Here is a 23,199-nt window from a genome sequence, read left to right as displayed (position 1 = left end):
TCACCCCTCCTGCCTGTTCCGGCGCGCGGCCTGCTCCTCGGCGAGCGCGCGCCGCCCGAGGCCGCGCTCGCGCTGCCGCTGGGCGCGCAGGGCGACGGCGTCGAGCCTCGCGTCCTCGGCCGCCCGCGGCGCCGCCGGGTCGTCCGCCCCGCTCCCCCCGTCCCCTCCGGCCGAGAGGGCGGCCCTCGGCCCGAGCGTCCTCAGATACGCGGCCTGTCGGGCCACGGTCGGGTGCTCGAAGAGGCGCACCAGGGCGACGTCGACGCCGAGGCGCTCCCGGAGGGCCCGCGCCACCCCGACGAGCAGGAGCGAGTCGCCCCCGATCTCGAAGAACCTGTCGTCGCGCCCCACGGCCGGCCTGCGGAGCGCCTCGGCCCAGATGCGCGCGATGGCGTCTTCGAGGTCGTCGTTCGCCGCGACCTCCGCGCTGGCCGGGCTTCCCCCCTCCGCGTGCGCGCCGAGCGCGCGAGGCGCCGCCGCGCGCTCGGCGCCGGGGCGCGCCCCGGGGAGCTCGTCGACGACGACGACCCGGACCGGCCGCTCCTGCCAGCGCTCGGCGAGGTAGGCCGAGAGCTCCTCCGCGAGCTGCCCGGGCGAGCGCTCCTGCGGCGCCGCCGGCCGGATCGGCCGCTCCGCCGCGGCGCGCACCGCGAGATCGACCATGGCGCGCAGCCCCTCCGACGCGCGGGCCAGCGCCTCGACCGTCGTGTCCGCGGGCGAGATGGCCCCGCCGACGAGGCCGTGCAGGTACTCGTGCCGGGGCCCGACCTTGAACAGACGGGCGACGGACGCGAAATCGAACCCGCCCGTCTGGCACAGGCCCAGATCCAGGTCCGGCGCCGACGCCTCGAGCAGGTGGGCGATGATCCCGGCCTCCATGAGGCAGAAATCGCGCGCCATGGCGCCGTAAACCGGCTCGATCGCGCCGAGGTCCGCCACGAGGAGCACGCTGAAGGCCGAGCTCTCGAACGCCGGCGCGTTGATCCCCGCGTGGGCAGAGACGTCGATGTGCGCCCCGATCTCGATGGGGACGAGCTCGTGCCGCTCCGGGTGATAATAGAACGTGCCGCCCGGGACCCGCTCGATCCGGCCCGGCTTCGCATAGAGATAGACCTGCACCGGGTAGAGGCCCCCGGCCGAGGCATAGGACTGCTTGGGGACCGGATAGCCGGGCAGCTCCACCTGCGCGAGCCGCGCCAGCAGGCCGGCCAGCCGCGCGAAGGCGATGGGCTCGCTCCGGAACTGGCGATGGCTGCGCCGCCTGGCGAAGGCGCGCAGCCGGTCGTCCGCCGGCCCGGGGCCGAGGGGGATCGCGGCCCCGGCGAGATCGGCGCGGAGCGCCGGCTTGCTCAGCTTGTGAATCGTCTTCTCGATGGGATCGAGCAGCAGGGGGGCCTGCGCCGCCCCGCGCTCCCGCGCGACCACGTGCGCGAGCCACCCGCCGCTCCCGTCCGTCGCCCGCTCGAGCCGCACGTCGCGCACGCGCGGGTGCGCGCGGAGCAGCGCTTCGGGGCTCCGCTCGCCCGCCGGCTCGGCCAGGGCGCCGCGGTCGACCTTGCCGTTGCTGGTGAGCGGCAAGCACGGCAGCTCCATCAGGGCGCTCGGGACCATGTAGTCGGGGAGCTGCGAGGCGACGAACGCGCGCAGCGCGGACAGGTCGACCGCCTGGCCCGGGGCCGGCACGACGCCGGCGATAAGCCGCTTGCCGCCGCTCGCGGTGGTCCCCACCGAGGCGACGGCGCTCCCCACGCCGGGGGCCCTGAGCAGCGTCGCCTCGATCTCCTCGAGCTCGATCCTGTGCCCCTGAACCTTCACCTGGAGGTCCTCGCGCCCCAGGAACTCGATGTGTCCATCCGGCAGGGCGCGGCCCAGATCCCCGGTCCAGTACAGCCGCTCTCCGGTCTCCGGGTGCGTCACGAAGCGCTCCCGGGTCCTCTCCTCGTCGCGGAAGTAGCCGCGCGCGAGGCCCACGCCGCCAATGTAGAGGCGCCCGGGCACCCAGTCGGGGCACGCGTCCATCTGCCGGTCGAGCACGTGGAATCGCTGGTTGGCCAGCGGCTTGCCATAAGGGACGCTCTTCCAGCCCGGATCGACGCGATCGATCGGATAGGCGATGGACCAGATCGACGCCTCGGTGGCGCCCCCGAGGCCGAGGACCCGGGCGCCCGGGAACGCCGCGCGGACGCGATCGGGGAGGGACACCGGGATCCAGTCCCCGCTGAGGAGCGCCGCGCGCAGGGGGGCGCAGGGGTCGGTCCGGAGCGCGCGATCCTCGATGAGCATCTGCATCAGCGCCGGGACGGTGTTCCACAGCGTCACGCCGTGCCGGACCATCAGGTCGTGCCAGTGGCCCGGATCCCGCGTGCGCGCCGGGTGCGGCAGGACCACGGCGCCGCCCGCGGCCCACACCCCGAACAGGTCGTACACGGAGAGGTCGAAGGTCAGCGACGAGAGCGACAGGACGCGATCCGAGGCGCCCACGCCGAGCCGCGCGTTCACGTCGTCGAGGGTGTTGACGGCGCCGCGGTGCGCGATCGCCACCCCCTTCGGCGTGCCGGTGGAGCCCGAGGTGAAGATGACGTACGCGAGGTCGTCGGGCCCCTGCGCGACGTCGAGCGGCGCGTCGTCGCCTGCCCCGCCGCCCTGGGCGTCGATCGGCAGGACCTGGACGCCCGCGGGCCACCGGCCCGGCTCCGCGAACCGCGCCTGCGTGAGCACGACCTGCACCTGGCCCTGCTCGAGGATCCCCCACGCCCGATCCCGCGGCCAGCTTGGATCCACGGGCAGGTAGGCGGCGCCGGACTTCAGGACGCCGAGGACGCCGAGCGCCTGCTCCACGCCCTTCTCCGCGGCGATGGCGACGAGCGCGCCGGGGCGCGCGCCGCGCGCGCGCAGCGCCCGGCCGAGCGCGTTGCTGCGCCGGTCGAGCTCCCCGAAGGTCGTGATCCCGTCGGGCGCGATCACCGCGGGCGCGCTCGGGTCGCTCGCCGCGCTGCGGGAGAACATCGTGTGGAGGAGCGCCTCCGGCGCGGCGCGCTGCGTCCGGTTCACCGCCTCGCGGGCCGCGCGCTGCGCGGGCGGGAGCGCCGCCCTCGCCGCCTGCCGCCACGCCGCGTCGCTGCGCGAGAGCTCGGCGAGCAGGTCCTCGTAGGACTCGAGCATCGCGTCGACCATCCCTTCAGGGAAGAGCGCGTCGACGACATCCCACGAGAACGTGAGATCGCCCCGGTCCTCGGCGACCTGGTGATCGAACGCCACGTGCGGGGTCTGGCTGATGCCGAAGGCCTCCCGGCCGAGCCAGGCGAACGGCGCCCGGGCGCTCGGCCCCCCCTGGCCGAGCAGGCTCGTGAACACGACGGGCACGCCGGGCGACGCGCCGGGCGCCCGCCGCTCGCGCAGCGCGGGGATCGCCCCGACGCGCCGGTGCTCGAGCGCGCCCCAGATCTGCTCCTGGGCGGCGCGGGCCGCCTCGCAGAACGGCCGGCGCCGCCCCAGGTCGAAGCCGACGAGCGCCACGGTGGTGAAGTCGCCGACGACCTCGTAGACGTCGTCGTGCAGCGGCGGCCGCTCGAACGACGTCAGCGTCAGCGCGAACTCCGGGCGAGCGCTCCACTTCCCGATCACCTGGGCGAACGCGGCGAGCACGGCGCCCGACGGCGTGAGGCGGTGCGCGCGCGCCCGCTCCTTGATCCGCTCCCACGCGGACCGGGCGAGGCGCCCTCGTCGCCTCACGAAGCGCGGCGGCGTGACGTCCCGCGGGCTCGCCGCGAGCGGCAGCTCGGGCGCCGGCGGGAGGCTCGCGACCCGCTCGCGCCAGTACGCGACGGAGCGCGCGTAGGCGGCCGTCTGCCGGTGCCGGAGATCATCGAGGACACAGTCCCTGAAGGTCACCCCGAGCGAAGGCAGCTCGAGGTCGGGCTGCTCGTAGAGCAGCGCCAGGTCGCGCGAGAGGATGCCGACGCTCCAGGCGTCGAGCGCGAGGAGGTCCAGGTTGAGGTGCACGCGACGGCGGCCGTCCGGCAGGAGCGACACCCCGACGTCGAACAGCGGCCACGCGCCGGCGGCGAACACGCGGTGGGACAGCCGGGCCCGCGCCGCCTCGACGGCGCGCTCGGCGGCGGCCGGCGCGTCCGCGCGGTGGTCCCACACCTTCGGCCGGAAGGCGGGCACGTCCCGCTGCACGCGCTGGAGGCCGTCCGACGAGACGACGGCCCGCAGCATGTCGTGCCGCGCGATGAGCCGGCTCCACGCCCGCTCGAACCGGTCGAGATCGAGCTCGTCCCGCTCGATCTCGAGGTAGGCGTGACAGCCGACGCCGCCGAGATCGAGGCTCTCCTCGCGCCCGACCAGGTAGGCCCGTTGCACCTCGGTCTGGGGAAAGGGCGCGTGCGGGTCGCCGCGATCCGGCTCCGAGCTCGAGACGGCGGCCTCCTCCCCGGCGAGCGAGGCGCCGGCGAGCGAGGCGCCGGCGGGCGAGGCGCCGGCGGCCTCCTCCCCGGCGAGCGAGGCGCCGGCGGGCGAGGCGCCGGCGGGCGATCCGCACCAGAGTGCGCCGCTCCGGGCGAGCAGCTCCTCCAGCTCGGCGAGCGTCATCCCCTCGAACAGGCGCACGGGCGAGATCGGCGCCGCGCCGAGCCGGGCGAGGCGGTTCGCGAGCTGGACCGCCTTGAGGGAGTCGAGCCCGTACTCGACGAGGGGCACATCCCGGCGCAGCGACCCGGCCTCGACCTGCAGGACGTCCCTGGCGAGCGCCTCGAGGCGCGTGGTCGCGCCCGCTCCGGAGGTCGGCGCCGCCTCGTCCTCCGCGGGCTCGCCGTGCGCGAGCGCCGCGCCCGGCTCCCCGTCGCGGTCGTCGTGGAACACCCCGAGCGTCTCCAGCTCGCCGCGCAGGAACGCCGCCTTGCACGCCCGGCGCTGGATCTTCCCGCTGGTGGTCTTGGGGAGGCGGCGCGGGCCGAGGAGGACGATCGCGGCCACGGGCAGGCCGAACTGCTGCGCCACGGCGCGCCGCGCGGCGCGCGCGAGCTCCGCGAGGTCGAGCCCGCGCTGGCCGCGCCGGAGCTCCTGGCAGACGACGAGCGCCTCCGGCTCGCCTGCGGGCAGGCGGAGGCCGTCCTCGGGGCCCACGGCGAAGGCCGCGCCCCCGTCGGGCGCGAACGCCTCGTGGGCGCTCGCGACCGCGAGCTCGACGTCCTGTGGATAGTAGTTGCGACCCCGGACGATGATGACGTCCTTGATCCGCCCGGTGATGAACAGCTCCCCCTCGTGCAGGAAGCCGAGATCGCCGGTGCGCAGGGACGGGGGGCCGTCGCCGCCGCGCGGCCGCGCGCCGAACGACGCCCGGGTGGCCTGCTCGTTCTGCCAGTAACCGCTCACCACCGCGTCGCCGGCGACCCACACCTCGCCGACCTGCCGCTCGGGCGCGGGCTCCCGGCTGCTCGGGTCGACGATCGCGACGCGCACGCCGGGCATGGGCGCGCCGCAGCTCACGAGCTCCTGCGCGCCCGGGTCCGCCGGGGAGCACGCGCGCGCCCGCCCCTCTTGCAGCGCCGCGGCGCTCACCGCGAGGACGCGCGGCGACGGGCGCCTCGGCGCGCACGTGACCCCGAGGGTCGCCTCGGCCAGGCCGTAGGCGGGCCGCAGGACGTCGGCCCGCAGCCCGCACGGCGCGAAGGCGTCCACGAACCGGGAGAGGGTGCGCGCGCGGACGGGCTCGGCGCCGTTGATGACCGTCTCCCAGCACGAGAGATCGAGCCGGGCGCGCTGCTCGGCGGTCGAGCTCGCCACGCACAGGTCGAAGGCGAAGTTCGGCGCCGCGCTGTGCTGGCCGCGGAAGCGCGAGATCGCCTCGAGCCAGCGCAGGGGGCGGAAGAGGAACGCCGCCGGGGGCATGACATAGCACCTGCCGCCCAGGAACAGCGGAATCATGAGGCCGTAAATCAGGCCGAGGTCGTGGAAGTGCGGCAGCCACGAGACGAAGGTGTCGCCCTCCTCCAGCCCGAAGCCTTCGGCGAGCATGCGGCAGTTCCGAAGGGCGTTGTGGTGGCTCACCATCACCCCCTTCGGGCTGGAGGTCGAGCCGGAGGTGTACTGCAGGTACGCGACGTCCTCGGGGGCAGCGCGCGGCCCCGGAGGGCCCTCTGCGTCCTCGCCTCGAGCGATCTCGCCCAGCGCGTGGACGGGCACCCCGGCGCGCGACGTCGAGCGGCTCCGCTCGCGCAGCGCGTGTCCTCCGGTGAGCGCGCACGCAGGCGTGCAGTCCGCGACGATGGCGTCGAACCGGGACTCCGCCTGATTCGGGCGCGGCAGCGACGTCGGTATGGCCACCATGTCGGCCAGGAGGCACCCGAAGAACGCCTCGATGAACTCCAGCCCCGGGGCGAACAGGAGGAGGACTCGGCTCCTCGGGGGGTAGCGCCGCCGGAGGAAGGCGGCGATCGCCCGCGCGCGCGCGTGGAGCGCGTCGAACGACAGCGCCGCGGTCTCCGCCTCGCCCTCCTGCAGGTAGATATAGGCCGGCGCGCCCCCGCGCTCCTCGGCGCGGCGGGCGAGCAGCTCGGGGAGCGACGCGATGTCGCCCCGCGCCCCCGGCGCCTCGAACGGCGCGGGGCGCCGCGCATCCTGGCCGGGAGGGGTCATGCCACGTGTCACGAGCAGGTCCTTTCACTGAAGCCGCGCTGGATCACGAGCTCGCACCGGACCCTGCTCCTCTGCGGAGCCAGAGCGCAGAGAGGGCGGCGCGTCGACGCGTCTCGAAGGGTCCGTAAAGCGCGCAGGCTGTCACAACGATTGACCGGGGTGGAACGCTCGTCGCCCGCAGTCGGGCGGAGATAGCGTATCTCGAAGGGTCGTTCCGGCGACCGGCGCAGGTGATGCCACGCCGGACAGGAGCTGTCCAGCGAGTTACCTGGCAGAGACGCCGCCCTGCGGCCATCCGCTTGACACTTCTTAACGGAATGCGCCGTTGACGCACCGTTGCCCCCAAACAGCAATTCTTGATTATTGCACCGCGCCCTCTGACACCGACGCACCCTCTGACACCGACGTACCGTCGTCTCCCGTGGTCGACACGGGCGGCGCTCCGATCCATGGTCCGCCCATGCGAATTCTTGGAATCAGCGGTGGGTACGAGCCAGATCACCAGGGTTATCCGAGGCCGGCCTTCAACGCGATCTCGGCGCATGACGGCGCGGCGGTCCTCCTCGAGGACGGGGAGGTCGTCGCGGCGATCGAGCAGGAGCGCCTGAGCCGCCTCAAGCATTCGAACAAGGCTCCATTCCAGGCGGTGCGCTACTGCCTCGAGGGCCAGGGGCTGCGCATCGACGACATCGATCGCGTCTGTTTCTACATCAGCGAGGCGTGGTGCAACGACCAGCTCCGGCGGGGATTCCTCCCCTTCGGCCCCGAGGTGCGCACGGCGCGCGACGTCATGCGGCGGCTCCTCGGCGCCGAGCTCGGCGTCGATCTCGACCCCGAGCGTATCCGGTTCGTCAAGCACCACACGGCCCATGCGGCGAGCGCGTTCTTCGGCTCGGGGTACGACGAGAGCCTGGTGCTGACGCTGGACGGCTGCGGCGACGGGGAGTCGGGCTCGCTGTCCATCGGCTCGGGCGGCGAGCTCGAGCCGCTGCGGGACATCCCCGAGCGGGACTCGCTGGGCATGTTCTACGTCCAGACGATCCGGTTCCTCGGCTATGGCATGTTCGACGAGTACAAGGTGATGGGCCTCGCCCCGTACGGCGATCCGAGCCGGCACCGCGCGCTGTTCCAGGCGATGTACACGCTGCTCCCGGAGGGCGGGTGGGCCGTCCACTTCGACAGGATCTTCGACCTCTACGACGTGCTCTCGCCGCGCGCTCCGGGGGAGCCGATCACCCAGGTCCACAAGGATGTCGCCGCTGCGCTCCAGGAGGCGCTCGAGACCATCGTCCTCCACTGCCTGCGCCATTTCCGCCGCGAGACCGGGCAGGAGAGCCTCTGCTTCGCCGGGGGAGTCGCCCACAACTGCACGATGAACGGCAAGATCCTCCGCTCGGGGCTGTTCAATCGGGTGTTCGTCCAGCCGGCCGCGCACGACGCGGGCTGCGCCCTCGGCGCCGCCCTGGCCGTGCACATGCGAGAGGCGCCGGGGCGGCGGCCTCCCGCGATCGAGCACCTGTACTGGGGCAGGCCCATCGGCGCGCGGGACGAGGTGCGCCGGGCGCTCGAGGCGTGGGGCGACTTCGTCACGGTGGAGGAGCTCGCCGACGCGCCGAGGACCGCCGCCGAGCTGATCGCGGGCGGCAGCGTGATCGGGTGGGCCCAGGGCCGCTCCGAGTTCGGGCCGCGCGCGCTCGGCAACCGCAGCATCGTGGCGGATCCCCGGCCGGCGAAGAACAAGGACCTCATCAACGCGATGGTCAAGAAGCGCGAGGAGTTCCGGCCCTTCGCCCCCTCCGTGATCGAGGAGGCCGCGCACGAGGTGTTCGATCTCGGCGGGGCAGAGGCCATGCCCTTCATGATCTTCACGGTGCCGGTCCACGAGGACAAGCGCGCGCTCCTCGGCGCCATCACCCACGTGAACGGGACCGCGCGGGTGCAGACCGTCTCGAGGCGCCATAACGAGCGGTTCTGGCGGCTCATCCGGGCGTTCGGCGACCTCACCGGCGTCCCGGTGGTGCTCAACACGTCCTTCAACAACAACGCCGAGCCGATCGTCGATTCGGTCGACGACTGCGTGACGTGCTTCCTCACGACGCGGCTCGACGGCCTGGTCGTGGGCGACTACCTCGTCCGCAAGAGGCCAGCGCCGCTCTCCGCCCACGCGGCGCTCGTCCCCGCCTTGCCCGCCTTCGTCAAGCTGCGCTCGCTGCGGGGCCGGACGCCGGGCGGCTACGCGCTGGAGCACGCCATCGTCACGACCTACAGCGAGGCGACAACCCCGGTGTCGCCCGGGGTGTTCGAGGTCCTGTCGCGCGCGGACGGCCAGCAGCGGCTCGGCGACCTGCTCGGCGCGGCGGCGGATCGGGAGTCGCTCATCGCCGAGCTGCTCGACCTCTGGTCCCAGCGCCTGGTGCGCCTCTCGCCCGCGGCGGGCGCGAACGGCGCCGCGTGAGGGCGAGACCCCGGCGGCGCGCGCGCGGGGGGAGGGAAAATCTTTACAATACCCCCGGCGCGGCGGTTCGTAGGGTGGGGCTCGAAGGAGCGATTGCCATGTCCAACGGGTCTCCCACGAACGTGCCCCCTGCATTTCGCCTGAACCGGATGATCATGAGCCTCTGGGTGCCGCAGGTCATTCACGCGGCCGCGGAGCTCGGCGTCGCGGACGTCCTCGCCGAGGCGCCGCTCCCGAGCGGCGCCGTGGCAGAGCGGCTGGGCACGCACCCCGACGCGACGGATCGCCTGCTCCGCGCGCTCGTCACGCTCGAGCTGCTCGAGCTGCGGGGCGATCGGTTCGAGCTCACCGAGGTGGGGAGGTGCCTCGAGACCCGGTCGCCGGTCTCGAAGCGCGCGTGGTCTCGCCTCATGGGCGGGCCGGGCGTCTGGCAGGCCTGGGGGCGCTTGACCGACTGCATCCGCACCGGCCGGATGGCGTGGAGCGCCGGCGAGGGGGAGTCGACCGGGACCGAGCATTTCGACGCGATGGCGCACGATCCCGCCGCCGCCGCGATCTTCCACCAGGCCATGGTCGAGCTCACGCGCGGGGTCGCCCCCGGCATCGTCGGCGCCGTGGACCTCGGCGGCGTCCGCCGGGTGGTCGACGTCGGCGGCGGTTACGGCGCGCTCCTCTGCGCGATCCTGGAGGCCCACCCGGCCGTGGAAGGGGCCGTGTTCGATCTCGAGCACGCGCGCCAAGGCGCGCTCGATCTGTTCGCGTCACGCGGCGTCGCCGGCCGCGCGTCGTTCGTCACGGGGAGCTGCTTCGACACGGCGCCGCCGGCCGCGGACGTCTACGTGCTCAAGAGCGTGATCCACGACTGGGACGACGCGCGGAGCCTGCGTTTGCTCGGCAAGTGCCGCGAGGCGATGGACGACAGGGCGCGCCTCCTCGTCGTGGAGCCTCCCGCGCCGGTCCGGCGCGGGGACCCGACCGCCGACTGGGTCATCACGTTCAGCGACATCAACATGCTGGTGAACACCGGGGGACGCGAGCGCACGGAGGCCGAGTACCGCGCGCTCATCGAGGCGGCCGGGCTGCGCGTCAAGGCCGTACGCGAGACGCCGACCCTCTTCCGGATCTTCGAGGCGGCGCGGGCCTGAGCCCCCGACAGCGCATCTTAGCGATCGATCTCCGGCGCGACGACATCGAAGCTCGCGATGAGCGCCACGAGGTCGGCGAGGAACAGGCCGGGGCTCTTCGCCTCGATCATCCCCATCGCGGTGAAGCTCCCCGTCCTGAACCGCACGCGGTACGGCTCCTCGGCCCCCCGGCCGATGACGTAGCAGCCCATGTCGCCGCGGGCACTCTCGATCCGCGCGTAAGCCTCGCCCTCGGGCCGCATCTTCTTGGGCAGCTTGCCCAGGATGTCGTCCTCCGGGTGCTCGTCGATCTTGTCGAGCGCCTGGCGCAGGATCTTCGCCGACTCGCGGCACTCCTCGACCCGGACGTAGAACCGGTCCCAGCAGTCTCCCACCGTCCCGTAACGCCCCTGCCCCACCGGCACGTCGAACTCGAGCTCCGGATACACCGAGTAGCCGTCTTCCTTCCGGAGATCCCATTTCACCCCGGACGCGCGCAGGTTGGGGCCCACGAGCCCCCAGTCCTTCGCCTCCTCGGCCGTGATCACCGCGACGTTGGCCAGCCGCTTGACGAAGATGTCGTTCAGGCTGATCAGCCGGTCGAACTCCACCATGATCGGCTCGAAGTGGTCGAGCCACCGCTTCACCTTGTCGGCCCACCCCTTCGGCATGTCGAACGAGACGCCGCCGATGCGGTGGTAGTTGTAGGTGAGCCGCGCGCCGCACAGCTCCTCGGTGAAGTCGTTGATGTGCTCGCGCTCGCGCAGCGCCCACGGGAACGGCGTGACCGCGCCGACGTCCATCGCCATCGCGCCGAGCGCGATCATGTGGCTCCCGATCCGGTTGAGCTCGCAGGAGATGACCCGCAGGTACTGCGCCCGCTTCGGCACCTCGATGCCCATCAGCTTCTCGCAGGCGCTCGCCCAGGCCTCGTTGGCGAACATCGCCGCGATGTAGTCGACGCGGTCCGTGTACGGCATGAAGCCGCTGTACGTGCAGCGCTCGCCGATCTTCTCGATGCTCCGGTGGAGGTAGCCCACGTCGGGCACCGCCTTGCGGATGATCTCCCCGTCCGTGGAGATGACGAAGCGGAGCACGCCGTGGGTCGACGGGTGATGAGGCCCCATGTTGAGCGTCATCTCGTCTTCCAGGTCGGGGCCCGCGCCGCCCCGGTCGACGCTGAAGACGACCTGGCTCATGACGCCTCCGCCTCCTTCTTCGGGAGCTTGATCTTGAACAGCTCCACCGGGTTCGGGCGCTGCGTCGGGATGCCGTGGTACTCCGCCTTCTCCTGCCAGTCCTTGCGGAGCGGGTGCCCCTCCCAGTCGTCGGGCAGGAGCAGGCGCCGGAGGTCCGGGTGCCCCTCGAAGCGCACCCCGAGCAGGTCGAAGCACTCGCGCTCTTGCCAGTTTGCCGACGACCACACGTCGACCAGCGTCGGCAGCGCCGGGCTCTCCCGGTCGAGGAACGCCTTGAGCACGATCCGGTGCTTCTTCGCGTACGAATAGATGTGATAGACGACCGCGATCTTCTTGAGATCGGGGTAGTCGACCCCGGTGATGCACTCGAGGGAATCGCAATCGAGCTCCGGCGCGTCGCGCAGGTGCTGGCACACCTCCTCGAGCTCGCCCGGCGCGACCTGGAACCAGGCGTCGCGGTCCTTCGCGGACACGGGGTGGAGATCGAAGACCGCCGCTTCGCCGAACTTCGCCTGGAGCGCCTGGAAGGTCTCTTCGGGTGTCATCAGGGTGCAGGGTGCGCAGGAGGACGCGGGATCAGCCGCCCGTCGCGCCGCGGCGGCCGAGGGCCCGCTCGCTCTTGATCTTCTCCTGGATCTTGAGGAGCCCTTCGAGGAGCGCCTCGGGGCGCGGCGGGCAGCCGGGCACGTAGACGTCGACCGGGATGATCTGATCCACGCCCTTGCAGACCGAGTACGCGTACTGGAAGAGGCCGCCGCAGTTCGCGCAGCTCCCCATCGAGATGACGAAGCGCGGCTCCGACATCTGGTCATAGAGGCGCCGGACCCGCAGCGCCATCTTGTACGTCAGCGTCCCCGCGATGATGAACAGGTCGCTCGACCGCGGGCTCGGCCGCGGGGCCGCGCCGAAGCGCTCGAGATCGCCGCGCGGGCCGCCCGTCTGCATGAGCTCGATCGCGCAGCACGCCAGGCCGAAGAGCATGTACCAGACGCTGTTCGAGCGCCCCCAGTTGAGCAGCCAGTTGAGCGTCTGGTCCACGTTCGTGGTGATGACGCCGCCGCCGTCCCCCTCGTACTTCGCCTCCCAGCTGCGGGGCGGGGCCATCAGGTTCAGGTTCGGGTTCGATGTCATGACTCCGCACCTCCTTCAGCGACGGCCACCCGCTCCCCGAGCGCCGCGGGCGCGCCCTCGGCGGCCGCGCGCGCGGCCGGACGAGCCCGGCTGCTCACGCCCTGAGCCCCCCGCGGATCCCCCTTGATGGCGCGGATCCAGTTGAGATCGCCCTTCGCCCAGACATAGGCGAAGCCGAGCATCAGGATCGCCACGAAGAGGAGGATCTCGACGAGCGCGTAGAGCCCGCTGCCCTGGTCCACCCAGCGCTTGAACACCGTCGCGACCGGGTAGATGAAGGCGATCTCGACGTCGAAGATGATGTAGATGAGCGCGATGATGTAAAACCGCGGGTTGAAGTTGAACCACGCGGGGCCGACCGGCGCCTCGCCGCACTCGTACGTCTCGACCTTCTCCGCGTACGGGTTGCTCGGGCGCACGAGCTTCCCGAACAGCATCGAGCCGAGGACGAAGCCGATCGCCACCAGGAAGAACGCCGCCACGCTGGCGTATGCCATCAACATCGAACGGGAACCTCGCCCGGCTCGCCTCGCTCGCCCCGGGCGAGAGAGCGCCAGATCCGTGGGTTATGTAGGTGAAATGATGAACCGCGGCAAGCCGGCAAACCCTGAACGCGGGGCGCGCGCCGGCGAGGTGGTGGTCGACAGGACGCGGCGGGCTGGGGTATCGGTCGGGCGTGGGTCTCGTGGACGTGGCAGTGCTCGCGGCCGTCCAGGGGGCGGCCGCGGCGCTGCCCGTCTCGGCGACGGGGCACGGCGCGGCGGCTCGGCTCTGGCTCGCGGGCGACGCCTGGGTCGACGCCGCGCACGCGCTCGCGGCCGCCGCGGCGCTCGCGCTCGCCGTGCGGCGGCGGCTGCTCCACGCGCTCGGCGAGGGCCTCCGGGCGGTCGCGCGGCCGTCGCTCTTCCGGGCGTCGCCGCCCGCGCGCGACGCGGCGCTGCTCACGCTCGGCGCCGCGGCCAGCCTGCTCGTCGCGGCCGCGCTCGACCGCGGCGCCCCGGCGCCCGGGCCCGAGGCGCCGCTCGCGGCGGGGCTCGGCCTGCTCGCGACCGGGGCCGCGCTCGCGAGCACCGCGCTCGCGCCCCGGCGCGCCGATCGCGCGAGGGCCGACGCGCCGTCGCTCGCCGGCATGCTCGCGGCCGGCGCGGCGCACGGGGCCGCCGCGCTGCCGGGCGGGTCGCGCGTCGGCGCGGCGCTCGTCCTGCTGCTCTGGCTCGGCGTCCGGCCGGCGCGCGCCGTCGAGCTCGCGCTCGCGCTGAGCATCCCCGCCCTGCTCCTCTCCGGGCTCGCGGACGCGCGCGCGCTCCTTCGCCCCGCGCCCGGCGCGGTCGCGCTCGGCCTGCTCGCCGCCTTCCTGAGCGCCCTGGGCGGCGCGGCGGCGCTCCACGCGCTCGCCGAGCGGCGGCGCACGGGCGCGCTCGCGCTGTGGGTCGTCCCGCTCGGCCTCGCGATGGTGGCCTACGCGCGCGCCGTGCCCGGCCCTGCCTGAGCGGGCCTCCCCTGCCCGGCCCGCCCGAGCGCTCGGCCCCAGGAGCCCGCCTGCCATGCTGTAGCCTACGTAGCCTACGAGGATCACCGATGAACGAGACCCACCCCCCCGTCCATGTCCTGATCCTCGCCGGCGGCGCGGGCACGCGCTTCTGGCCGGCGTCGCGCGCCGCGCGCCCGAAGCAGCTCCTGCCGCTGCTCGGCGGCGAGCCGCTCATCGCCGCCACGGCGCGCCGGGTGCTCCCGCTGTGCGCCCGCGGGGCGAGCGCCGGCTGGGAGCGCCTCTGGGTCGCGACCGGCCGGCGCCTCGTCGCGCCCACGCGCGCCGCGCTGCCGGAGGTGCCGGAGCGGCGCCTGCTCGTCGAGCCCGCGCCGCGCAACACGGCGCCGTGCATCGGCTGGGCGGCGGCGACCGTCGCGCGCGACGACCCCGAGGCGGTCTTGGTCGTGCTGCCGAGCGATCACCACATCGCCGACGTGCCGCGGTTCCTCGAGGTGCTGCGGGCCGCCGTCGCGTCGGCCCGGGGCGGCGCGATCACGACCGTCGGGATCCGGCCGACGCACCCGGAGACCGGCTTCGGGTACATCGAGGCGGAGGAGGCGGAGGAGGCGGCGGGCGCGCGGGGCGCCTCGCCCCGGAGGGTGCTGCGCTTCGTCGAGAAGCCGAGCCGCGAGCGCGCGGAGGCGTTCCTCGCGAGCGGGCGCTTCCTCTGGAACGCCGGGATGTTCATCTTCCGCGCCGGCGACATGACGGCGGCGATCCGCGCCCACCTGCCGGCGCTCGCCGAGGGGCTCGACGAGATCGATCGCGCGGCCTCGCTGGGCGCCGAGGCCGAGGCGGAGGCCGTGGAGCGGGTGTTCCCGCGCCTGCCGGCCATCAGCATCGACCACGGCGTGATGGAGCACGTCTCGGGCCTCGCGGTCGTGCCCGGCGACTTCGGCTGGAGCGACGTCGGGAGCTGGCAGAGCGCGTGGGAGCTCGCCGACAAGGACGCGCGGGGCAACAGCGCGCCCGAGGGGTCGGTGCTGATCGACGCGCGGGACAACCACGTGGTCGACCTGCGCGCGCGCCCGGGCGACGCGCCGGGGGCCCGCCGGACGATCGCGCTCCTCGGCGTGGAGGGCCTCGTGGTGGTCGAGACCGACGACGCGCTGCTGATCGTGCCGCGCGATCGGTCGCAGGACGTGAAGCTCGTGGTCGACGCCCTGAAGGCGGAGGGGCAGGACCGGCTGACGTGACCGGCGGGGCCTACGCGCGCCCCGCCCCGCGCCGCGCCACGGCGCGCGCGTAGATCTCCCGCCGCGGCAGCCCGAGCTCCACCGACAGCTCCTCCGCGATGTGCTTCGCCCGCCGCCCCGCCGCGAGCTCCCGGTCGATGCGCGCGTCGAGCTCCTCGTCGCTCGGCCGCGCGCCCTCGGGCGACACCTCCGCGGGCCCGAGCACGAGCGTGATCTCGCCGAGCCACTCCCGCTCGATCGCGGCGAGCTCCTCCACCGTGCCGCTCAGGATCTCCTCGTGCACCTTCGTCAGCTCGCGCGCGATCACGGCGCGCCGCCCGCGCATGCGCTCGGCGAGCTCGGCGAGCGTCTCGCGGAGGCGCCGCGGCGACTCGAACAGCACCACCGCCTCCTTCGTCGCCGTGGCCAGGGCCAGCGCCTCGCGCCGCTCGCGCCCGCCGCGGGGCAGGAACCCGAGGAAGCGGAAGCCCCCCGTCACCAGCCCCGACGCGCTCACCGCCGCCATCACCGCGCTCGGCCCGGGGATCGCCACGACGCGCGCCCCGGCCGCCGCGGCCGCGCGCACGAGCGCCGTCCCCGGATCGCTCACGACCGGCGTGCCGGCGTCCGTCATGAAGGCGATCGACTCGCCCGCGGCGAGCCGCGCGGCCGCCCGGGCCGCGTCCGCCTCCGAGGCGTGCGCGTCGAACCGGTCGACCGGCTTGCCCCCGACGCCGAGGTGGCCGAGCAGCGCGCGGGCGCGCCGCGTGTCCTCCGCGAGGATCCGGTCCGCGCCCCGCAGCGTCTCGACCGCGCGCAGCGTGATGTCGCCGAGGTTACCGATCGGCGTGGCGACCACGTAGAGCCGCCCCGGGCCGCCCGCGCCGCGCTGCTCGTCGCCGGTCGACAAGGCTCAATCCGCCTCGACGGCGTCGCCGAGCTCCTCCTGCAGGTACACCCTGAGCTTCGACTGGAGCCGCGCCTCGAGCTGGCGCACGCGCTCGCGCGAGATGCCGAACTCGTTGCCGAGCTCCTGGAGCGTGAGCGGATCCTCCGCCGCCATGCGCTTGTCGAAGATGATGACGTCCTTGCCCTTCAGCGTCTCGCGGAACTTCGCGAGCCGATCGTGGACGAGCATGCCCATCTCGCTCGCCTCGAACGCGCTGTCCGGGCCCGCCCCCGACGAGACGAGCAGCTCCACGCGCGGGATCGACCGGCCCTCGAGATCGCCGACCGGGGCGTCGAGCGACGCCTCGCCGCTCGAGAGGCGGCGGTCCATGTCGACCACCTCCTTCTCGTCGACCGACAGGCGCTTCGCGATCTCCGCCGCCGTCGGCTCGATGCCCATCGCCGAGAGCTTCGCCTTCTCCTTGTTGAGGTTGAAGAAGAGCTTCCGCTGCGCCTGGGTCGTGCCGAGCTTCACCAGGCGCCAGTTGTTGAGGATGAAGCGGAGGATGTAGGCGCGGATCCACCAGGCCGCGTAGGAGGAGAGCTTGACGCCGCGGTACGGGTCGTAGCGCTTCACGGCCTGCATCAGGCCGATGTTGCCCTCCTGGATGAGGTCCATGATGTTCTTGTAAGCGCGCCTGTACTCGTACGCGAGCTTCACCACGAGCCGCAGGTTCGCCGTCACGAGCCGCGCGGCCGTCGCGACGTCCTGCGTCTTCGCGTACTTGATCGTCAGCTCCTTCTCCTCGTCCGCCGTGAGCAGCGGGTGGCGCTGCACCTCGCGCAGGTAGGCCTGCAGCGGGTCGGTGCGGGAGAGCGCGGCCTCCCCGCTGCCGCGGGCCTCGCCGGCGCCGCGCGCGACGCGGGGGAGCTCGATGTCGTTCACGTCGATGCTCGCGTCGTCGATGACCTCGCCGACGACCTCGACGACGTCGCCCTCCTCGACGTCGCCCGCCTTGTCCGCGCTGCTCTCGGGCGCGGCCTCCGCGTCGTCCTCGTCCTCGCGCGCGCCTTCGGGCTCGCCGGCCGCGGGCTGCGCCTCGGCGCGCGCGCGCCCCGCGGCCCGCGTGGCGGAGCGCTCGCGGCGCTTCGGCGCAGGCCGGGGGTTCGCGGCGACCGCCTGCGCCTCAGGCTGGAGGGCCGCATCGCCCCCTCCTGGCCCCACGACCTCCTCGATCCCGGGTCGGGGGTCCGCTGCCGCGGCCTCCATCGCCCCGGGTCGGGGGCCTGCGTTCGCAGCAGCCCCCTTCAACCGGGGTCGGGGGCCTGCATCCGCAGCCCCCTCCGTTCGCTTCCCACGCGGCTCACTCTTGCTCTTCGCCACCCGGACCTCGTCTCTCGAAGTTCTAGTACAGCCCCGCCGCGTCGCGCCACCTGCGCCGGCGCGCAGGCACGCGGGCCCCTCGCGGTCCGGAGGCTAGCCGCTCCGCGATCTGCGGGTAAGGAAGGGAGCGCGCGAGATCGGAGAACGTGCTACACGGCAGCCTCTACGTGGACTCGATCCGACCCCCGCGCCCGCGCTCGCTGCGCCCCTGGTACCTGGTGGCCACCATGCTGCTCACCTGGATCATCGGCGTGCGCGGGTTCATGGCCGGGTGCGGGACGGCCATGTACCTGCGCAGCGGCATGGCCCCCGACGTCACGGCCGTGGCCGAGCAGGCGCGCGACCAGGGAGATCCCTTCCAGTTCACGTTCGCCGTGCTCGAGGCCGCCCAGGCCCACGCGATGAGCGCGCACCAGGACGTCGCCTTCCCGCTCAGCATCGCGAAGGTGCTCCTCGGCGGGCTGCTGGTCGTCGCGAGCGGCCTCGCGCTCGGCGGGCGGCCCGGCACCCGCGGCTTCGTCCTCCAGGTCCTGGCCGCCAACCTGGCCTTCGCCGCCGTCGAGTACGCCCTCACCCGCGACGTCCGCGGCGCCTGGATCGACATGGTCGCGCAGGCGGGCGCGCTCCTGCCGCCGGGCGTCCCCGAGCGAGAGGGCCTCACGAACCCGGGCCTCTGGTGGACGGCCGAGCGGGTGCGCTTCGTGCTCTTCGAGCTCTGCATCCTCGGCTTCGCCGCGCTGGCGCTGACGCGGGAGCGCACCAAGCTGTACTTCCAGGCGGTCGCCCGGGCGACCGATCCCGGCGACGAGCCATGAGCACCGTAGAAGAGAGGATCGCCGGCGCGGATCCTCGACCCATGCCCGCGCGGGCCGAGGAGCGGCGGGTCGCCCTGCTGCCGGACGACCTCGCCAACCAGATCGCCGCGGGCGAGGTGGTCGAGCGGCCGGCGAGCGTGGTGAAGGAGCTGGTCGAGAACGCGCTCGACGCGGGCGCGCGCCGCGTCCGCATCGACATCGAGGGCGGCGGCGTCGGCCTGGTGCGGGTCGCGGACGACGGCCGCGGGATGAGCCGCGAGGACGCCTCGCTCGCGGTGCTGCGCCACGCCACGAGCAAGATCGCCCGGCTCGACGATCTCCGCTGCATCCAGAGCTTCGGCTTCCGCGGCGAGGCGCTCGCGAGCATCGCCTCCGTGAGCCGCTTCTCGCTCCGGACGCGGCGCGACGGCGAGGCCGAGGGGACCGAGATCCGCATCGAGGGCGGCGGCGCGGCGCAGGCCGCGCCCTGCGGGTGCGCCGCCGGGACCGTGGTCGAGGTGCGCGACCTCTTCTACAACGTCCCCGCGCGCCGCAAGTTCCTGCGCGCCATCGGGACCGAGTCGGCGCACGTGACCGAGATCGCGCAGGCGATCGCGCTCGGCGAGCCGGGCGTGACGCTGATCCTGTCGCGCGACGGGCGCGTCGTGCGCGAGTGGCTGCGCGCGCCGAACCGCGCCGAGCGGGTGCGCGCGATGCTCGCGGGCGAGGAGCTCGCGACGTGCGCGGGGCAGCGGGGGCCGCTCACGGTCGAGGCGTTCGTGTCGCGGCCGGAGCGCGCCCGCTCGGGGGCCGGCTGGCTGTGGATGTTCGTGAACGGCCGGCACGTGCGCGACCGCTCGCTCGCGCGCTCGGTCGCGCTCGCCTACGGCAGCGTCCTCGAGCCGGGCCGCTACCCCATCGGCGCGGTGTTCATCGATCTGCCCGCCGAGCTCGTGGACGTGAACGTCCACCCGCAGAAGGCGGAGGTCCGCTTCGCGGACGGCCGCGCGGTCGCGGACGCGATCTACAAGATCGTCGCGGCGCAGGTGGCCGCGGCGTTCGGCCTGCCCGCGCCGGCCCCCGGCGGGTTCCAGGGCCGCAAGGGCAAGCTGTTCGAGGACGCGGCGCCGCCCCCCGGCGACGCCTGGGCCTGGTCGAACGGCCCCGGCGCGGCGCCGCCCGCGGCCGGCGCCCCGGCGGAGCGGCAGGAGCCGCCGGGCGATCCCTGGGGTCTCGGCGGCGACCTCGGCGGGGCCCCGCCGCCGGCGCGCCCGGACGCCGTCCAGGCGGGCCCGGGGGCGCCGGCGCAGGCCGGCGGGTGGACCGACGCCGCGCTCCCCTGGCAGGGCGGCGGGCCGGGTGGGCCGGCGATCGCGCCGGGGTCGCCGCCGGTCCCCTACCCGACCGGCAGCGGGCCCACGCTCACGGCGGCGGAGCGGGCCCCGGCCTGGAAGGCGCTGCGCTTCCTCGCCCAGGTGCGCAACACCTACTTCGTGTGCGAGGGGCCGGACGGGATCTATTTCCTCGATCAGCACGCCGCGGCGGAGCGCGTGACGTTCCACCGGCTGCGCGCGTCGTACGACGGCCGCGACGTCGCGACGCAGAAGCTCCTGTTCCCGGCGCTCGTCCCGGCGGCCCCCGCGGAGGTGTCGCTCATCGAGGAGGCGCAGGAGGCGGTCGCGCGGCTCGGGCTCGACGTCCGCCCGGCGGGCGCGGCGCAGCTCGCGGTGCACGCGGTGCCGACGCTGCTCCGCCGCGCGGCGCCGGAGCGCCTCGTGCGCGATCTCCTGGACGAGCTGAGCCACTCGGGCGAGCGCGCCTTCTCGGGCGCGGTGGACCTCGCGCTGGCGACGATGGCCTGCCACGGCTCGCTGCGGGCGGGCGATCCGGTCGCGCCGGAGGAGGCGCGCGCGCTGCTCGCGTCGCTCGACGAGGTCGACTTCGCCGGCCACTGCCCGCACGGCCGGCCCGTGGTCATGCGCATCGGCTGGCCGGAGCTGGAGCACCGCGTGGGGAGGCGGTGACCGGGGCGCTGCGCTGGCCCGATCGGCACGCGAGCGCGGCCGCGGCGAGCGCGCCGGGACCGAGCGCGCCGGAGCCGAGCGCGTCGGAGCCGAGCGCGGCCGTCGCGCCGGCGTCGTGGGAGGCCCTCCCGCCGCCGTCGCCGGGCGAGCTGATCGTCGTGGTCGGCCCGACGGCGAGCGGCAAGACCGAGCTGGCGATCCGCCTGGCCGAGCGCTTCGGCGGCGAGGTGGTGAGCGCCGACAGCGTGCAGATCTACCGGGAGTTCGACCTCGGCTCCGGGAAGCCGACGCCCGCCGAGCGGGCGCGCGCGCCGCACCACCTGGTCGACGCGGCCGATCCGCTCGAGGCGATCGACGCCGCGCGGTTCGCCGAGCTCGCGGACGCCGCCATCGCCGACATCCGCGGCCGCGGCCGGGTGCCCATCGTCTGCGGCGGCACCTTCCTCTGGGTGAAGGCGCTGGTCTTCGGCCTGTCGCCCGCGCCGCCCGCCGATCCCGGGGTGCGCGCGCGCCACCGCGCGATCATCGAGGCCGAGGGGCGCGCCGCGCTCCACGCGCGCCTCGCCGAGGTGGACCCGGAGAGCGCGGCCCGCCTCGCGCCGAACGACGCGGTGCGCGTGAGCCGGGCGCTCGAGATCTTCGAGCGCTCGGGGCGGCCGCAGAGCGCGTGGCACGCGGAGCACGGCTTCCGCGAGCGCCGGTACGCCGCGCGCCTCGTCGCGGTGCACCGCGACCGCGTCGAGCTCGATCGCCGCATCGAGGCCCGGATCGCCGGCTGGCTGGAGCAGGGCTGGGTGGACGAGGTCCGCGCGCTCCTCGGCCGCGGCTACGGCGACGCGCGGGCGATGGGCTCCGTCGGGTACAAGCAGGTCCGCGAGCACCTGGAGGGGCGCCTGCCGGCCGCGGAGCTCGCCGGCTCCATCGTGCGCGCCACGCGCGTCTTCGTGCGGCGGCAGCGGACCTGGCTGCGGGACCAGGCCATCGCCCATGTCGCGCTGGACTGACCCGCCGTCGGCCGGCGGCGGCGCGCGTCAGTAGGCGAAGGCCTGGTAGATCTCGGGCTCCACGGGCCCGTCGAGCGACTCGACGACGGGGTTGAAGCGGAGCAGCTGCCTCGCGCGGCCGGAGAGGTGGGGGAGGCTCGCGCGGGGCACCCGGATCGAGACCTCCGGGCGGAAGAGCCAGCGGCGGCTGTAGCCGATGACCACCATGGGCCGGGGCTCGCGCGTGCGGTTCGGGGTGCCGCGGTGGAGGCCGCGCACGTCGCGGACCATGACGTCGCCGAGCTCCATCATCACCGGCTCGAGCGCGATCTCGCCCGCCGCGAGGCGCCGCAGCCCCTCGGCCCGGGTGAGCAGGTGCGTGCCGCGGGCGATCTCGATGGGGCCATTGTCGGCCGTGACATCGACGAGGGGGAAGTTGACCGCGAGCTGGAACGCCGGCGTCTCCTGCGCTGTCTCGGGAAAGAGCGGCGGCGCGTCGCGGTGGACATCCTGGTAGTCGGACCCGAGCAGCGGCGTATCGGTCGCGAGCTGGACCATGATCATGTCATCGCCGACCAGGCGCGAGACGACCCCGAGGACGGTCTCGTCCTCGTAGATCCGCGGCTCCGCGAAGGGGGCCTTGAACGGGAGCGTCACGTAGTAGCGCTCGGGCCCCCGATTCCTGAGGTGGCCCTCCCGCGCGATGTGCGCGTCGAGGAGCGGCATGAAGGCCTCACGCCACGAGAGCAGCAGGCCCTTCGGGATGAGATTCTTTATCACACAGAACCCGTCGCGCCGGGTCGCACGGGCGAGCTCTTCAATTTCGGCGCTCGTGTAGCGGGAATGGCTCATCATTCGACGGCAAGCTTGGTCGGGCGTCGCCGCGGCCGTCAAGGTCACGACATGCGTCCTCGCCGGCGCATCGGCGCATTTTCTCCATGAAAAACGACGCTTTCGGAGAGCCCCCCCGCCGGCGGGGCGCGCCCCACCAGGGCTCAGAGGGCCTGTCCCTTGATCTCCCCGTCACAGCGCGGGCAGCCCGCGCCGCGCGGCCGGGCCTCCTGCGCGAACGCGACGCGCCCGCAGGCCGCGCACACGGTCATGTGACTCCGGTACAGCTCCGCGCCGGACAGGATCTCCGCGGCGAACAGGCTGAGCACGATATCGCTCAGGAAATCGCTCTCGCGCGGCGCCGGCAACCAGCCCGCGCGGTCGACCGCCGCGCTCCATCGCACCCGCGCGCTGTACAGCGCCGCGCGGAGGAACCCGCCCTCCGGGTTCGGCGCCACGAAATCGAGCAGCGCGAGCGCCACGCGCCGGCGCGCGCGCTCGGCGAGCGCCGCGACCTCGTGGCGCCGGTCCTCGATGCCACACAGCGCCACGACGTCCGCGCCGGGCTCGCGCACCGCGCGCGGCGCCTTCATCCAGCCGGGAGCGACAATGTGCTCGTGCAGCCACGCCGTGAGCTCGTGCGGCTCCCACGGCCGGGTGGTGACCTGCATGAACTGGAGCGCGCCGGCCAGGCTGGGGCTCGCGAGCATGCGCGCGCGCAGCGCGAGGAACGATCGCGCCCGTCCGACGTCGGCCCGGGCGCCCGGCCCGGACGTCTCGCTCTGGACGGAGAGGCGCGTTGTCCTGAGGCCAGCTACCGTGATCTTCGACGAATTGCTCACAAGGACCATGGAGTTTCCGTCCCGCGTCGCGCCGCCGGGGGAGCGGCCGGCGCGCCGACGAGTTGCGATGTTGTAAGCACCCGGCGACGCTGTAAGCGCCCGGCGTGCCAGCCTCGGTGTGCGCCTGGAACCCATCCCCACGCGTGGAAAACCCGCTGAGTGCGAGAAACCTGCTCGACGTGGCCAATGCGGCGGATGT

Annotated in this window: 16 protein-coding genes; 7 read left to right on the top strand and 9 right to left on the bottom strand. The window is 74.1% G+C overall.

Features of this window, described 5'->3' with window-relative positions; genetic code table 11:
* Positions 1-6,651 carry an amino acid adenylation domain-containing protein gene (locus WMF31_RS41440; RefSeq protein ID WP_436607392.1) on the bottom strand — a complete coding sequence of 2,217 codons (6,651 nt, stop codon included), beginning with the start codon at positions 6,649-6,651 and terminating at the stop codon, positions 1-3.
* Positions 6,652-7,099: 448 nt separating this feature from the next.
* Between WMF31_RS41440 and WMF31_RS41435 the strand changes: the two genes are divergently transcribed.
* Both WMF31_RS41435 and WMF31_RS41430 read left to right on the top strand, forming a co-directional pair.
* A complete protein-coding gene (locus WMF31_RS41435; RefSeq protein WP_436607391.1) occupies positions 7,100-9,094 on the top strand; it encodes a carbamoyltransferase family protein in 1,995 nt (664 codons plus the stop codon).
* Positions 9,095-9,192: 98 nt separating this feature from the next.
* Positions 9,193-10,239: a methyltransferase gene (locus WMF31_RS41430; RefSeq protein WP_129356016.1), complete on the top strand. Its 1,047-nt coding sequence runs from the start codon at positions 9,193-9,195 to the stop codon at positions 10,237-10,239.
* Between the two features lie 17 nt (positions 10,240-10,256).
* Here the strand turns inward: WMF31_RS41430 and WMF31_RS41425 are convergent, their stop codons facing one another.
* From WMF31_RS41425 to WMF31_RS41410, 4 genes are read right to left on the bottom strand one after another with little or no spacing between them, the layout of a single operon-like run.
* The gene (locus WMF31_RS41425; RefSeq protein ID WP_129356014.1) at positions 10,257-11,417 is read right to left on the bottom strand and encodes an NADH-quinone oxidoreductase subunit D; all 1,161 of its coding nucleotides are present in this window, start codon (positions 11,415-11,417) and stop codon (positions 10,257-10,259) included.
* Positions 11,414-11,962, bottom strand: coding sequence for an NADH-quinone oxidoreductase subunit C (locus WMF31_RS41420; protein WP_436607390.1), 549 nt, complete (start codon positions 11,960-11,962; stop codon positions 11,414-11,416). Before WMF31_RS41420 ends, WMF31_RS41425 begins: the two co-directional genes overlap by 4 nt.
* 31 nt (positions 11,963-11,993) lie before the next feature.
* Positions 11,994-12,521, bottom strand: coding sequence for an NADH-quinone oxidoreductase subunit NuoB (nuoB, locus tag WMF31_RS41415; protein ID WP_420878057.1), 528 nt, complete (start codon positions 12,519-12,521; stop codon positions 11,994-11,996).
* A 23-nt stretch (positions 12,522-12,544) separates the two neighbouring features.
* Positions 12,545-13,051, bottom strand: coding sequence for an NADH-quinone oxidoreductase subunit A (locus WMF31_RS41410; protein ID WP_129356008.1), 507 nt, complete (start codon positions 13,049-13,051; stop codon positions 12,545-12,547).
* Positions 13,052-13,224: 173 nt separating this feature from the next.
* On the opposite strand from WMF31_RS41410, the gene WMF31_RS41405 reads away from it, so the two are divergent.
* Positions 13,225-14,037, top strand: a complete 813-nt coding sequence (locus tag WMF31_RS41405) for an undecaprenyl-diphosphate phosphatase (RefSeq protein ID WP_436607389.1) — start codon at positions 13,225-13,227, stop codon at positions 14,035-14,037.
* 89 nt (positions 14,038-14,126) lie between these two features.
* Positions 14,127-15,275, top strand: a complete 1,149-nt coding sequence (locus WMF31_RS41400; RefSeq protein ID WP_436607388.1) for a mannose-1-phosphate guanylyltransferase — start codon at positions 14,127-14,129, stop codon at positions 15,273-15,275.
* Between the two features lie 10 nt (positions 15,276-15,285).
* Here WMF31_RS41400 and rsmI read toward each other — a convergent pair whose 3' ends face one another.
* Together rsmI and WMF31_RS41390 are read right to left on the bottom strand one after the other, a co-directional pair.
* Positions 15,286-16,164: a 16S rRNA (cytidine(1402)-2'-O)-methyltransferase gene (gene rsmI, locus WMF31_RS41395; RefSeq protein WP_436607387.1), complete on the bottom strand. Its 879-nt coding sequence runs from the start codon at positions 16,162-16,164 to the stop codon at positions 15,286-15,288.
* A gap of 3 nt (positions 16,165-16,167) precedes the next feature.
* A complete protein-coding gene (locus WMF31_RS41390; RefSeq protein ID WP_436607386.1) occupies positions 16,168-17,526 on the bottom strand; it encodes an RNA polymerase factor sigma-32 in 1,359 nt (452 codons plus the stop codon).
* 146 nt (positions 17,527-17,672) lie between these two features.
* Between WMF31_RS41390 and WMF31_RS41385 the strand changes: the two genes are divergently transcribed.
* From WMF31_RS41385 to miaA, 3 genes are read left to right on the top strand one after another with little or no spacing between them, the layout of a single operon-like run.
* Entirely contained in the window at positions 17,673-18,341 is a 669-nt protein-coding gene (locus tag WMF31_RS41385) for a hypothetical protein (RefSeq protein WP_436607385.1), read from the top strand.
* Positions 18,338-20,344, top strand: a complete 2,007-nt coding sequence (mutL, locus tag WMF31_RS41380; protein ID WP_436607384.1) for a DNA mismatch repair endonuclease MutL — start codon at positions 18,338-18,340, stop codon at positions 20,342-20,344. The genes WMF31_RS41385 and mutL overlap by 4 nt, the downstream gene beginning before the upstream one ends.
* Positions 20,341-21,348: a tRNA (adenosine(37)-N6)-dimethylallyltransferase MiaA gene (miaA, locus tag WMF31_RS41375; protein ID WP_436607383.1), complete on the top strand. Its 1,008-nt coding sequence runs from the start codon at positions 20,341-20,343 to the stop codon at positions 21,346-21,348. The genes mutL and miaA overlap by 4 nt, the downstream gene beginning before the upstream one ends.
* Before the next feature lie 27 nt (positions 21,349-21,375).
* On the opposite strand, the gene WMF31_RS41370 is transcribed toward miaA, so the two are convergent.
* Positions 21,376-22,179 carry a phytanoyl-CoA dioxygenase family protein gene (locus tag WMF31_RS41370; RefSeq protein WP_436607597.1) on the bottom strand — a complete coding sequence of 268 codons (804 nt, stop codon included), beginning with the start codon at positions 22,177-22,179 and terminating at the stop codon, positions 21,376-21,378.
* A 143-nt stretch (positions 22,180-22,322) separates the two neighbouring features.
* A complete protein-coding gene (locus WMF31_RS41365) occupies positions 22,323-23,000 on the bottom strand; it encodes a hypothetical protein (RefSeq protein ID WP_436607382.1) in 678 nt (225 codons plus the stop codon).
* Positions 23,001-23,199 lie beyond the last annotated feature (199 nt).

It is taken from the genome of Sorangium sp. So ce1036 (assembly GCF_051369805.1).
GTDB lineage: Bacteria > Myxococcota_A > Polyangia > Polyangiales > Polyangiaceae > Sorangium > Sorangium cellulosum_F.
Note: the sequence above shows the minus strand (reverse complement) of the source record. Positions and strands in the feature narration are given on the sequence as shown.

Excerpts from the sequence above, each read along its gene's own strand:
- WMF31_RS41370 (WP_436607597.1), bottom strand. The coding sequence starts at position 22,179 with ATGAGCCATTCCCGCTACACGAGCGCCGAAATTGAAGAGCTCGCCCGT.
- WMF31_RS41400 (WP_436607388.1), top strand. The coding sequence starts at position 14,127 with ATGAACGAGACCCACCCCCCCGTCCATGTCCTGATCCTCGCCGGCGGC.
- WMF31_RS41420 (WP_436607390.1), bottom strand. The coding sequence starts at position 11,962 with ATGACACCCGAAGAGACCTTCCAGGCGCTCCAGGCGAAGTTCGGCGAA.
- WMF31_RS41425 (WP_129356014.1), bottom strand. The coding sequence starts at position 11,417 with ATGAGCCAGGTCGTCTTCAGCGTCGACCGGGGCGGCGCGGGCCCCGAC.
- nuoB (WP_420878057.1), bottom strand. The coding sequence starts at position 12,521 with ATGGCCCCGCCCCGCAGCTGGGAGGCGAAGTACGAGGGGGACGGCGGC.
- WMF31_RS41430 (WP_129356016.1), top strand. The coding sequence starts at position 9,193 with ATGTCCAACGGGTCTCCCACGAACGTGCCCCCTGCATTTCGCCTGAAC.
- WMF31_RS41435 (WP_436607391.1), top strand. The coding sequence starts at position 7,100 with ATGCGAATTCTTGGAATCAGCGGTGGGTACGAGCCAGATCACCAGGGT.
- WMF31_RS41410 (WP_129356008.1), bottom strand. The coding sequence starts at position 13,051 with ATGTTGATGGCATACGCCAGCGTGGCGGCGTTCTTCCTGGTGGCGATC.
- mutL (WP_436607384.1), top strand. The coding sequence starts at position 18,338 with ATGAGCACCGTAGAAGAGAGGATCGCCGGCGCGGATCCTCGACCCATG.